At 71.7% G+C, this 11,814-nt stretch carries 10 protein-coding genes; 6 read left to right on the top strand and 4 right to left on the bottom strand.

All coding sequences use genetic code 11. The annotated features are described in order from the left end of the window. The first annotated feature begins 54 nt into the window (after window positions 1–54). Complete coding sequence (locus D3273_RS12990; protein ID WP_129227190.1) at window positions 55–1,308, top strand: glycosyltransferase; 1,254 nt, start codon at window positions 55–57, stop codon at window positions 1,306–1,308. 10 nt (window positions 1,309–1,318) lie between these two features. Here D3273_RS12990 and D3273_RS12985 read toward each other — a convergent pair whose 3' ends face one another. Together D3273_RS12985 and D3273_RS12980 are read right to left on the bottom strand one after the other, a co-directional pair. Next, complete coding sequence (locus D3273_RS12985; RefSeq protein WP_129227188.1) at window positions 1,319–1,624, bottom strand: hypothetical protein; 306 nt, start codon at window positions 1,622–1,624, stop codon at window positions 1,319–1,321. 33 nt (window positions 1,625–1,657) lie between these two features. Beyond that, entirely contained in the window at window positions 1,658–3,526 is a 1,869-nt protein-coding gene (locus D3273_RS12980) for an ABC-F family ATP-binding cassette domain-containing protein (protein ID WP_129227312.1), read from the bottom strand. A 135-nt stretch (window positions 3,527–3,661) separates the two neighbouring features. On the opposite strand from D3273_RS12980, the gene ndk reads away from it, so the two are divergent. Next, window positions 3,662–4,084 (top strand): nucleoside-diphosphate kinase, encoded by a 423-nt coding sequence (ndk, locus tag D3273_RS12975; protein WP_129227186.1) that lies wholly within the window; start codon window positions 3,662–3,664, stop codon window positions 4,082–4,084. 123 nt (window positions 4,085–4,207) lie between these two features. Here the strand turns inward: ndk and purN are convergent, their stop codons facing one another. Further along, window positions 4,208–4,864 carry a phosphoribosylglycinamide formyltransferase gene (purN, locus tag D3273_RS12970; protein ID WP_129227185.1) on the bottom strand — a complete coding sequence of 219 codons (657 nt, stop codon included), beginning with the start codon at window positions 4,862–4,864 and terminating at the stop codon, window positions 4,208–4,210. Then, complete coding sequence (gene purM / locus D3273_RS12965) at window positions 4,861–5,925, bottom strand: phosphoribosylformylglycinamidine cyclo-ligase (protein ID WP_129227183.1); 1,065 nt, start codon at window positions 5,923–5,925, stop codon at window positions 4,861–4,863. The genes purN and purM overlap by 4 nt, the downstream gene beginning before the upstream one ends. Before the next feature lie 173 nt (window positions 5,926–6,098). Between purM and D3273_RS12960 the strand changes: the two genes are divergently transcribed. The 4 genes from D3273_RS12960 (at window position 6,099) to D3273_RS12945 (ending at window position 11,751) form a co-directional block, all read left to right on the top strand. Beyond that, entirely contained in the window at window positions 6,099–7,250 is a 1,152-nt protein-coding gene (locus D3273_RS12960; protein ID WP_129227181.1) for an AI-2E family transporter, read from the top strand. A gap of 40 nt (window positions 7,251–7,290) precedes the next feature. Then, window positions 7,291–7,962 carry a P-loop NTPase family protein gene (locus D3273_RS12955; protein WP_129227179.1) on the top strand — a complete coding sequence of 224 codons (672 nt, stop codon included), beginning with the start codon at window positions 7,291–7,293 and terminating at the stop codon, window positions 7,960–7,962. Window positions 7,963–8,039: 77 nt separating this feature from the next. Then, window positions 8,040–10,238: an RNA degradosome polyphosphate kinase gene (locus D3273_RS12950; RefSeq protein ID WP_129227177.1), complete on the top strand. Its 2,199-nt coding sequence runs from the start codon at window positions 8,040–8,042 to the stop codon at window positions 10,236–10,238. A gap of 19 nt (window positions 10,239–10,257) precedes the next feature. After that, window positions 10,258–11,751: a Ppx/GppA family phosphatase gene (locus D3273_RS12945; protein WP_245501148.1), complete on the top strand. Its 1,494-nt coding sequence runs from the start codon at window positions 10,258–10,260 to the stop codon at window positions 11,749–11,751. The last annotated feature ends 63 nt before the right edge of the window (window positions 11,752–11,814 follow it).

Raw genomic sequence — 11,814 nt, 5'->3', positions numbered from 1 at the left:
TATCGGTCGGCGTTCGGGTGTCCGGACCGGACGACGAACGCGCGGCCGGCTCCCTTGACCCATTTCGCCTTCCTGACGCCGCCCTACGCGGGCCACCTCAACCCCATGCTCGCCCTGGCGCGCACGCTGGTCGATCGGGGTCACAGCGCCACCTTCGTGGCGCAGGCCGACGTGGGTGCCAAGGTGGCGCGGCCGGGCATCGGCTTCGTGCCCGTCGGCGCCCGCACCCACCCGCCGGGCCGCCTCGCCCGCATGACGGCGCGGCTCGGCGGCACTACGGGCCTGTTCGGCATCGGCGGCGTGATCCGCGACATGGCCGAAACCACGGACATGCTGTGCCAGGAGGTGCCCGGCGCCCTGGACGCGATCCATGCCGGTGCGGTCGTGGCGGACCAGACGGAGCCCGCCGGCGGGCTCGTGGCGCGCCACGCGGGCCTGCCGCTGGTGTCGGTCGCCAATGCCCTGCTGATCGACCGCGAGCCCGCCGTGCCGCCGGCCTTCGTGGGTTGGAGCTACGACGATTCGCCCTGGGGCCTCCGGCGCAACCTCGGCGGCCATCGGGTCGCCGATTGGATGATGCGGCCTCTGCAGGAGGTCGTCGGGCGCCGTGCCAGGGGGTGGGGCCTGCGCGGGATCGAGACGATGGAGGACTGCCTGTCCCCGACGCTGGAGATCAGCCAGTGCGTCGCGGGGTTCGATTTTCCGCGCCGGTCGCCGCCGGCCGCGCTGCGGCTCTGCGGCCCGTTGCGCTTGCCCGAAGCGCGCGTCTGGCAGGGCACGGCGGGGCGGCCCAACGTGTTCTGCTCGCTCGGCACGCTGCAGGGCGCGCGCCGGCCGGTGTTCGAGGCCGTCGCCCGGGCCTGCGAGCGGCTCGGCCTGCCGCTGACCATCGCCCACGGCGGCAGGCTCGACGCCGCCGCGGCGGCGGCGCTGCCCGGGACGCCGCGGGTCGAAAGCTTCGTGCCCCAGCGGGCGCTGCTGCGGACGGTGTCGGCCGTGGTGACCCATGGCGGCCTGAACACCGTGCTCGACGCGCTGGCGGCGGGCGTGCCGCTCGTGATCGTCCCGCTGGCCTTCGAACAGGGCGCCATCGCGGCGCGGATCGAGCGCTGCGGGGCGGGCGTCGTGGTGCCGCTGCGGCGCTTGACGGCGGTGAGCTTGGCGGCGGCCCTGTCGGCGGTGCTGGAGCGGCCGAACTATCGCGCGCGCGCGGAAGCGCTGCGCGACGAGATCGCCCAGGCCGGCGGCGTCGAGCGGGCCGCGGACCTCGTCGAGCGCGCCACCCGTCCCCGTCGCTCCGGCGGCTGAACGCGGCCGATCAGGGCGCCGCCGGCCGCAGCCAGATCCAGGTGTCCGGTCGCCCCATCTGGACGAGCGCCAGATGGAGGCGCTTGTTCGACCCGCAGGCGAGGGAGGTGCCGCGCTCGTCGACGTGGACCCGCAGGACCGGCGACCCCGCCAGCACGCCGGCGCGGAGCTGCACGTGGTGCGAACCGTGGGCCACTTCGATGCTCCGCGTCTGCTTCGGGCGGATCTCCCCGTGGCTCTGCCCGTCGACCAGGATCGCGTAGCCGCGGAAGCGGTCGGCCCAGCCGCCGCCCCGGCTGATGGTGATCGCGGGCATCCGTCGCTCCCCCCTTTGTCGAGGCTGGCCGGCCTATTCCGCCGCCGCCTCGAACAGCGTGGTCAGGGCCAGCCACTCGTCCTCGGCGACTTCGAGGGCGCGGGCCAGCTCCTTGCGCTGGCCCGCGAGCTGCGAAGCCTTGTTCTTGTCGCGCGAATAAGCGTTGGGGTCGACCAGGGCGGCATCGATGCGGGCCAGCAGGCCCGTCAGCTTGGCGATCTTCTCGTCGAGGGCCGCGATCTGCTTCTTCGCCTGCGCGGCCGCCTTGGCGGGCGAGGGGGCCCGCTCGGGGGCCGCTCCCTTGTCGGCCTTCGGCTTGCGCCCCGCCGACGAGCCCGACGCGCGGCTCAGGACGAGCGACTTGTAGTCGTCCATGTCGCCGTCGAAGGTCGATACCGTGCCGCCGTCGACCAGCCACAGCCGGTCCGCGCAGGCGTCGATCAGGTAGCGATCGTGGCTGATGATGACGATCGCGCCCTCGTAGCCGTTGATGGCCTCGATGAGGGCCGAGCGGCTGTCGATGTCGAGGTGGTTCGTGGGCTCGTCGAGGATGAGGAGGTGGGGCCCGTCGAAGGCCGCGAGCCCCATCATCAGCCGCGCTTTCTCGCCGCCGGACAGCTGCGCCACCGGCGTGTCGGCCTTCGTGGCGGGGAAGCCGAGCTGGGCGCACTTGCCGCGGATCCTGCTTTCCGTGCCGTCCTTCATCCGCGCCGCCACATAGGCGTAGGGCGTTTCCACCTCGCCGAGTTCCTCGACCTGGTGCTGGGCGAAGAACCCGACGGTCATCTTCGACGACTTCTTCAGCGATCCGCCGAGCGTCACCATGCGCCCGGCGACGAGCTTGGCGAAGGTGGACTTGCCGTTGCCGTTCGACCCGAGGAGCCCGATGCGGTCGTCGTTGGAAATGTTGAGGCTGAGCCGGCTCAGAACCGGCCTGTCGTCGTAGCCCGTGGAAGCGCCGTCCATGGCGACGATGGGCGGGCTCAGCGGGCGCTCGGGCGAGGGCAGGTGGAAGGGCATCACCTGGCTGTCGACGATGGCCGAGATCGGCTTCATCCGCTCCAGCATCTTGATGCGGGACTGCGCCTGCGAGGCCTTGGTGGCGGAAGCGCGGAAGCGGTCGACGAAGCTTTGCAGGTGCTTCCTCTGCTCCTCCTGCTTCTTGATGTGCTTCGCCTGGATGGCCTGCTGTTCGCGCCGCTGCGTTTCGAAGCTGTCGTAGTTGCCCCGCCACACGGTCAGCTTCGCCGCGTCGAGGTGGAGGATGTGGTCGCAGACGGCGTCGAGCAGGTCGCGGTCGTGGCTGATGATGAGGACCGTCGCCGGATAGGTGGCGAGGTAGTCGATCAGCCAGAGCGTGCCCTCCATGTCGAGGTAGTTGGTGGGCTCGTCGAGGAGCAGCAGGTCGGGCTGGGTGAACAGCACCGCCGCCAGCGCGACGCGCATGCGCCAGCCGCCGGAGAACTCCGACAGCGCCCGGTTCTGCGCCGCCTCGTCGAAGCCGAGGCCCTGCAGGATGGTGGCGGCGCGCGACGGCGCCGCGTGGGCCTCGATGTCGACGAGCCGCGCGTGGACTTCCGCGATCCGGTTCGGGTCGGTGGCGGTGTCGGCTTCGGCCAGCAGCGCGGCGCGTTCCTTGTCGGCGTCGAGCACGAAGTCGACGAGGGTGGTGGGGCCGCCCGGCGCTTCCTGCTCCACCTGGCCCAGGCGCATGCGGTTGGGGATCTGCAGCGTCCCCGATTCGGGGCTGAGGTCGCCCGCGATCATCCGGAACAGCGTCGTCTTGCCGGTGCCGTTGCGGCCGACGAAGCCCGTGCGGGCGCCGGTCGGGATCGCCGCCGACGCGCCGTCGAACAGCATGCGCGGCCCGAGCCGATAGGTGAGGTCGGTGATGTGGAGCATGTCGGGAGATGTGACGCGGGCGGGCGTCACGCGCAAGGTCTATGCCAGGGTGACAGCCTTGTGAGGACGGGGGCGCGCCGGTAAGAGGGGCGCGTCCGGGCGTCAGCCCGTCTTCCAGCCACAAGTGAGCCCACCATGGCCGTCGAGCATACCTTCTCCATCCTCAAGCCGGACGTGACCCGCCGCAACCTCACCGGCGCCGTCAACGCCATGATCGAGAAGGCCGGCCTGCGCATCGTCGCCCAGAAGCGCATCAAGATGAGCCGCGCCCAGGCGGAGGAGTTCTACGGGGTCCACAAGGAGCGCCCGTTCTTCGGCGAGCTCGTCGAGATGATGACCTCGGCCCCGGTGGTGGTGCAGGTCCTCGAGGGCGAGAACGCCATCCTGAAGTATCGCGACGTGATGGGCGCCACCAACCCCGAGAAGGCCGACGCCGGCACCATCCGCAAGGAGTTCGCGCTGTCGATGGGCGAGAATTCGGCCCATGGCTCGGATGCTCCCGAGACGGCGAAGCAGGAGATCGCGCAGTTCTTCAAGCCGGACGAGATCGTCGGCTGACGCGGCCCCGTCCTCCCTCGGCCGCCGCCGAGGGAGGGCACCCTCCGGGCCGGTTCCAGGCCGGACGCGTCCTCGCCTTGCGGCAGCAGGCGTCCCGTCGTCCGCCGCCGCGCGGCATGGCCTTCACGCGTCCGGGACGGTCAACGCCGCGCTGTCGGACGTGTCGAGCCGCGACACGGCCCGCGCCCCTTCCAGTCTCACCCGTCCCGAGGCCACCATCGCCAAGGCGCGGGGATAGATGATGTGCTCCTGGCGCAGCACCCGCGCCGCCAGCGCGTCCGGCGTGTCTCCGTCGAGCACCGGGACGGCGGCCTGTGCGATGATGGGGCCCGCGTCGAGTTCCGGCACGACGTAATGCACGCTCGCGCCGTGGATCTTCACGCCTTCGTCCAGCGCCCGCGCGTGGGTGTCGAGGCCCTTGAAGGCGGGCAGCAGGGCGGGGTGGATGCTGATCATCCGCCCGAGCCAGCGCTCGCACAGCCAGGGGCTCACCACCCGCATGAACCCTGCGAGGCAGACGAGGTCGATCCCGCGCGCGACCAGCACGGCGTCGACGGCGCGGTCGAAGGCTTCCCGGCTGGGATAGTCGCGGTGGCTGAGCGACGCCGCCTCGACGCCCGCGGCCCGCGCGATGTCGAGGCCCCCGGCGTCGACCCGGTTGGAGAAGACCAGCACGGCCTCGGCGGGGAAGCCCGGCGCCGCGGTGGCGCGCAGCAACGCTTCCATGTTGGAGCCGCGGCCCGAGATTAGGATCGCGGTGCGGCGGCGCCCCGCCGTCACAGCGCGAGGTGCCTGCGGATGACGACGCGGTCTGCGCCCGAGCCCGCCGTGATCTCGCCGATCCGCACCGCGGGGGCGCCGACGTCGGCCAGCACCGCCCCGACCTCGGCGGCGCGGTCGGCCGCCACCACGACGGCCATCCCGATCCCGCAGTTGAAGGTCCGCGCCATCTCGGCCGGCGCGATGCCGCCCTGCGCGGCGAGCCACTTGAACACGGGCGGCACCGCGACGGCATCGAGGTCGAGCGTGCAGCCGAGGCCGTCCGGCAGCACGCGGGGCAGGTTGTCGACGAAGCCGCCACCGGTGATGTGGGCCAGCGCCCGGATGCCGTCGGTCCGCTTCAGCGCGGCCAGCAGCGCCTTCACGTAGATGCGGGTCGGCACGAGCAGGCCCTCGGCCAGCGTCGCGCCGTCGGCGAAGGGGCAGGGCGCGTCCCATGCCAGCCCCGACAGCTCCACGATGCGGCGCACCAGCGAGAAGCCGTTGGAATGCAGCCCCGAGGACGGGAGGCCGAGGATGACGTCGCCCGCGGCGACGCCGCGCGGCAGCAGCGTGCCGCGCTCGGCGGCGCCGACGGCGAAGCCGGCGAGGTCGTAGGCGCGCCCCGCATAGATGCCGGGCATCTCGGCGGTTTCGCCGCCGATCAGGGCGCAGCCGGCCTGCCGGCAGCCTTCCGCGATGCCGGCGACGATGCCCGCCGCGACGGCCGGGTCCAGCCGGCCGGTCGCGTAATAGTCGAGGAAGAACAGCGGCTCGGCGCCCTGCACGACGAGGTCGTTGACGCACATGGCGACGAGGTCGATGCCGACCTCGCCATTGCGCCCGCTCTCGTAGGCGATCTTGACCTTGGTGCCGACGCCGTCGTTGGCGGCCACCAGGATGGGGTCGGTGAAGCCCGCGGCCTTGAGGTCGAAGAGGCCGCCGAAGCCGCCGATCTCGGCGTCGGCGCCGGGCCGCCGCGTCGAGCGGACCGAATCCCTGATGAGGTCCACGGTGCGGTTGCCCGCGTCGATGTCGACGCCGGCCTCGGCGTAGGTCAATCCGTTGGTGGGGTCAGCCATGGCTCCGGCCAGGTTCGCGCGTCGTCCACGCTGGCTTATGCGATCTCCACCCGCCGAGTCGACAGAAAGCGGCCCGCGCGGTGCGGGACCGCGCCGACGCCTCGCCACGGCGTCAAGATTGGCTTAACCCATCCTCGGGCCTATGGGCCCGGGGACACGGAGAAGCGGATCCCATGAGCCTCCAGCGTCAGGTCCTGATCTGGACCGCCATGCTCGCGCTGGCGGCCGTGTCGCTCTACGCCCTGTCGGGCGTGCTGGCGCCGTTCATCGCCGGGCTCGTCGTCGCCTATTTCCTCGATCCCCTGGCCACCAAGCTCGAGCGGGCGGGGCTGAACCGCGCTGGCGCCGCAGCCCTCATCATGCTGCTGTCGCTCGCCGTGGTCCTCGCCGCGCTGGTGCTGCTCGTGCCGGTGTTGGCCCGCCAGTTCGCCGCCTTCGTGGTCAACCTTCCCGGGATCGTCGCCAAGCTCCAGGACCTGCTGATCGCCGAAGCGGCCCGCCTCGTCGAAGCTTACGGCGGCGACACGCTCCGCAGGCTGGGCGTGTCCGGCCCCATCACCGAGGCCGACCTGCAAGGATCGATCGGTTCGGTGGTCGGCCAAGCCACCAACTACGCCATCGGGGTCGTCAACGGCATCTGGTCCGGGCGGGGCGCGCTGTTCGGCCTGTTCTCCCTCCTCGTCATCACGCCCGTCGTGGCCTTCTACATCCTGCTGGACTGGCGCCGCATGGTCCAGGCCATCGACGGCTGGATCCCGCTGCGCCACCGCGACGACATCCGCGGCATCGCGCGCGATATCGACCGCGCCCTCGCCGGCTTCGTGCGCGGGCAAACCATCGTGTCGCTGATCCTCGGCGCTTGGTACGCGGTCGGCCTCACGGCCGCGGGGCTCAACTTCGGCTTCCTGATCGGCATCGCGGGCGGCTTCCTCAGCTTCGTCCCGTATTTCGGCTCGCTGACGGTGCTGATCGTCGCCGCCGCCATCGCCACCGTGCAGACCTGGCCGGACTGGCACCTGGTCGCCACCGTGGCGGGCATCGTCATGTCGGGGCAGGTCATGGAGGGCTACGTGCTCGGTCCCTACCTCGTCGGCAATTCCATCGGGCTCCACCCCGTGTGGCTGATGCTGGCGCTCGTGGTCTGCTCGGCGGTGTTCGGGGTGGCGGGGCTGCTCATCGCCGTGCCGCTGTCCGCCGCGGGGGGCGTGGTGGCGCGCTACGCGCTGCGGCGCTACCTCGCGAGCCCGCTCTACACCGGCTCCACCGAGCCGACGCGGCCCGCCGTCGCCTTCGGGCCGCGCATCGTCGAGGCGGGGCGGGATTGATCCGGCCCCCCCTCCGACCCGCGCGGGCGACGGCCACGGCATGAACCAGCTGCCGCTGCCGTTCGACCACGCGCCCCGCTACGGCCTCGACGACTTCATGCCGTCCGCCTCGAACGACGACGCGCTGGCGGCGATCGAGCGCTGGCCCGCCTGGCCCGACCGCGTGCTGCTGCTGGTCGGCCCCGAGGGGGCCGGCAAGAGCCACCTCGCCCGCATCTGGGCGGCCCGCGCCGATGCCGACCTGCTCGGGCCCCGGGACCTCGCCGGCGACCTCGATCTCCTAGTGCGCCGCAACGCCGTCGTGGAGGATGCCGATCGCGCCGGCCTGCCCGAGGCCGCGCTGTTCCACCTGCTCAACCTCGTGCGCGAGCGCGGCCTGTCCCTGCTCGTCACCGCGCGGTCGGCGCCCACGGGCTGGTCCCTCGCCACGGCCGACCTCACGTCGCGGCTCCGCCTCGCCCCGTCCGTCGAGATCGCGCCGCCCGACGACGCGCTGATGCGGGCCGTGCTGGTCAAGCTGTTCGCGGATCGCCAGCTCGCCGTCGACGCCGCGCTGGTCGACTGGCTCGCCCTCCGCCTCGACCGCTCGCTCGACAGCGCTCGCCGCGCCGTCGCGGCGCTGGACCGCGCCGGGCTCGACGCGGGGCGGCGCATCACCCGCTCGCTGGCGGCCGACCTGTTCGGCGATCCCCAGGAGGGTCGGGGCGCTTGACGCCGACCGGGGCGACGTCATCCAATCGACACAGCCGACGGCGAGAGGTTTCCGGGTCGCGGCAGGAGTTCGAGTCGATGTCACTGGTCGAGGATATCTCGTCGCGCCCTCGATCGGACGACGCCCCCGCTCCGCCATCCGCCCTCCTCCATCAGCCCGGCCGCTTCATCAATCGCGAGCTGTCCTGGCTGGAATTCAACCGGCGCGTCCTGGAGGAAGCGTCCAACCGCAACCATCCGCTGCTGGAGCGGCTGCGCTTCCTGTCCATTTCGGCCAACAATCTCGACGAGTTCTTCATGGTCCGCGTGGCGGGCCTCTACGGACAGGTCCGGTCGGGCGTCACCACGCTGTCGCAGGACGGGCTGTCCCCCGCCGAGCAGATGGCCCGCATCGGCGACAAGGCCAAGGCGCTGGTCGACGAACAGCAGCGCCGCGTCAGCGCGCTTCGCGTCGAGCTCGCCGCCGAGCGCATCCACGTCGTCGACCCCTTCGACCTGTCCAAGCCCGAGCGGGAATGGCTGCAGGACTATTTCCTCCAGCACATCTTTCCCGTGCTCACGCCCCTCGCCGTGGACCCGGCCCACCCGTTCCCCTTCATCCCCAACCTCGGCTTCACGCTGGCGCTGGACCTCAAGCGCAAGCCGGACGGGCGCGAGCTCCACGCCCTCGTGCGCCTGCCCGCCAAGGGCGAGCGCTTCATCCGCCTGCCGGACGCGCTGACCGGCGGGGCGGCCCGCTTCGTGCCGCTCGAGATCCTCGTGGCCATGCATATCCCGCGGCTGTTCCCCGGCTACGAGGTGCACGGGCAGGGCGTGTTCCGCGTCATCCGCGATTCGGACCTCGAGGTGGAGGAAGAGGCCGAAGACCTCATGCTGTTCTTCGAAAGCGCGTTGAAGCGGCGTCGTCGCGGCTCGGTCATCCGGCTGGAGATCGACGCCGGCATGCCGGAAAAGCTGCGCCTGCTCATCGCCGACGAACTCGGCACCGCGGCGGACCAGAGCTTCACGATCGACGGCCTGCTCGCCTTGAACGACCTCGGCGAGATCGTCGGCGTCGACCGGCCGGACCTCAAGTTCAAGCCCTACAACGCGCGGTTTCCCGAGCGCGTGCGCGACAATTCCGGCGATTGTTTCGCCGCCATCCGCCAGAAGGACCTCGTGGTCCACCACCCCTACGAATCGTTCGACGTGGTGGTGCAGTTCATCACCCAGGCGGCGCACGACCCCAACGTCGTCGCCATCAAGCAGACGCTGTACCGCACCTCCAAGGACAGCCCCATCGTGCGGGCGCTGATCGAGGCCGCGGAGGCTGGCAAATCCGTGACCGCCCTCGTGGAGCTGAAGGCCCGCTTCGACGAGGAAGCCAACATCCGCTGGGCGCGCGACCTCGAGCGCGCCGGCGTGCAGGTCGTGTTCGGCTTCATCGAGCTGAAGACGCACGCCAAGCTGTCGATGGTGGTGCGGCGCGAAGCCGGCAACCTCGTCACCTACTGCCACGTCGGCACGGGCAACTACCATCCGCAGACGGCCCGCATCTACACTGACATCTCGTTCTTCACCGCCGATCCCGTCATCGCCCGCGACGTGTCGCGCATCTTCAACTTCATCACGGGCTATGCCGAGCCCGCCGGGTTGGAGCGCATGGCGGTGTCGCCCCTGACCTTGAAGGCGCGGCTGCTCCAGCACATCGAGGAAGAGATCGCCTTCGCGGAGGCCGGCAAGCCCGCCGCCTTCTGGGGCAAGTGCAACAGCCTGGTCGACGCCGAGATCATCGACGCGCTGTATCGCGCCAGCCGCGCCGGCGTGCAGGTGACGCTGGTGGTGCGCGGCATCTGCTGCTTGCGTCCCGGCGTGCCGGGCCTGAGCGACAACATCCAGGTGAAGTCGATCATCGGCCGCTTCCTGGAACACGCCCGCGTCTACGCCTTCGGCGGCGGCTACGGCCTGCCGCACAACAAGGCGCGCGTCTACATCTCGTCCGCCGACCTGATGTCGCGCAACCTCGACCGCCGGGTCGAGGCGCTGCTGCCCATCACCAACTCGACCGTGCATGATCAGGTTCTGAACCAGATCATGATCGCCAACCTGATCGACAATCAGCAGAGCTACCGTGTATTGCCCGACGGCGGCAGTGAGCGGATCGCCCCGGCGGAGGGGGAGGAGCCGTTCAACGCCCACAATTATTTCATGACGAACCCGAGTCTCTCCGGCCGTGGCAAATCCCTGCGTGAGTCCAGCCCCAAGACTCTCCTCCGGCGTTTCGAAGCACGCCGCTGACCACCCCGACCCCGCCGTCGTGACCGCCGCTGCCGTCCCCGCGAAGCCGATCGCCATCGTCGACATCGGCTCGAATTCGGTGCGGCTCGTCGCCTACGAGCGCCTATCGCGGTCGCCGACGCCCATCTTCAACGAGAAGGTCCTGTGCGGGCTCGGCAAGGGCGTCGCCACCACGGGCCTGCTCGGGACGGAAGCGATGGATCGGGCGCTCGGCGCCTTGCGGGCCTTCAAGGTGCTGTGCCGCAACCTCGGCGTCGCCGACATGCGCGTGCTGGCGACGGCCGCCGCGCGGGACGCCCGCAACGGCCCGGCCTTCCTCGAAGCCGCCACGGCGGCGCTGGGCGCCGACATCGAGTTGATCGGCGGCACGCGGGAAGCGGAGCTGTCGGCGCTCGGCGTGTCGTCGGGCTTTCACGGCGCAGATGGCGTGGTGGGCGACATGGGCGGCGGGTCGCTCGAACTCATCGACGTGCGGGGCCACGCGCTGGGGCGCGGCGTGTCGCTGCCCCTGGGGGGGCTGGCGCTGCTCGACGCCAGCCGCGGTTCCCCCAAGCGGGCCGCCAAGCTCGCCCGGGACGCTCTGATGAAGGCGCCGCCGATCCGGGGCATCGAGGGCCGCACCTTCTTCGCGGTGGGCGGCACCTGGCGGGCGCTGGCGAAGCTGCACATGCGCGCCCGCGGCTACCCGCTCAACGTCATGCACGGCTACGCCATCCCGGCCGCCGACGCGCTGGCGCTCGGCGCCCTGGCGGAACGGAGCGACGGCGACGACCTCGGCGGCCTGGCGACGGTCGCGGCGGCGCGGCGTCCCCTCCTCGCCTACGGCGCCGCGGTGCTGGAGGAGATCGTCCGGCTCGGCCGCCCGCGCGAGGTGGTGATCTCCGCCATGGGGGTGCGCGAGGGGTCGCTGTTCGAGCGGCTCGACGCCGCGGCGCGGGCCGAGGACCCGCTCTTCGCCGCCGTCCGCGAGATCAACGTCCAGCACGCCCGCCATGCCGGCCACGGGCCCGAGCTGTGCACCTGGACGGACCACCTGTATTCCGCCGCGGGGCTGCCCGAAACGTCGGACGACACGCGGCTGCGCCACGCCGCCTGCCTGCTGGCCGACATCGCCTGGCGCGCCCATCCGGACCACCGGGGCGACCACGCGCTCAGCGCGATCGCCAACGGCACCTTCTCGGGCGTCGACCACGCCGGGCGGGCCTTCCTGGCGCTGTCCGTCACCTACCGCCACGGGGGCGGGGAGGGCGACGCGCAGGCGGGCCTGCGCGCCCTGCTGACGCCGCAGCGCTTGGAGCGCGCACGGCTGCTCGGCGCCGCGCTGCGGGTCGCCTACCAGCTGTCGGCCGCCATGGGCGGCGTGCTGCCCCGCACGGCGCTGCGCTGCTCCAAGACGCGGATCACCCTGGCGCTGCCGGGTGACCTCGCCGACCTCGCCAGCGAGCGCTGCGTGGGACGCCTGCGGCAGCTCGCGAAATTGATCGGCCGCGACGCCGAGGTGAAGGTGGCCTGACCCTGGATCGCGGATGCGGGGGCAGAGGTGCGTCGAGCGGCGCCGCGCCGGCGGCGCGTTCGC

The sequence above is a fragment of the Lichenibacterium minor genome (assembly GCF_004137685.1).
GTDB classification, from domain to species: domain Bacteria; phylum Pseudomonadota; class Alphaproteobacteria; order Rhizobiales; family Beijerinckiaceae; genus Lichenihabitans; species Lichenihabitans minor.
This window is presented reverse-complemented; position numbering and strand designations above follow the sequence as displayed.

Bases quoted from the DNA above. Each gene is read 5' to 3' on its own strand.
- D3273_RS12985 (WP_129227188.1), bottom strand. From the start codon at position 1,624: ATGCCCGCGATCACCATCAGCCGGGGCGGCGGCTGGGCCGACCGCTTC.
- D3273_RS12980 (WP_129227312.1), bottom strand. From the start codon at position 3,526: ATGCTCCACATCACCGACCTCACCTATCGGCTCGGGCCGCGCATGCTG.
- ndk (WP_129227186.1), top strand. From the start codon at position 3,662: ATGGCCGTCGAGCATACCTTCTCCATCCTCAAGCCGGACGTGACCCGC.
- purM (WP_129227183.1), bottom strand. From the start codon at position 5,925: ATGGCTGACCCCACCAACGGATTGACCTACGCCGAGGCCGGCGTCGAC.
- D3273_RS12960 (WP_129227181.1), top strand. From the start codon at position 6,099: ATGAGCCTCCAGCGTCAGGTCCTGATCTGGACCGCCATGCTCGCGCTG.
- D3273_RS12955 (WP_129227179.1), top strand. From the start codon at position 7,291: ATGAACCAGCTGCCGCTGCCGTTCGACCACGCGCCCCGCTACGGCCTC.
- D3273_RS12950 (WP_129227177.1), top strand. From the start codon at position 8,040: ATGTCACTGGTCGAGGATATCTCGTCGCGCCCTCGATCGGACGACGCC.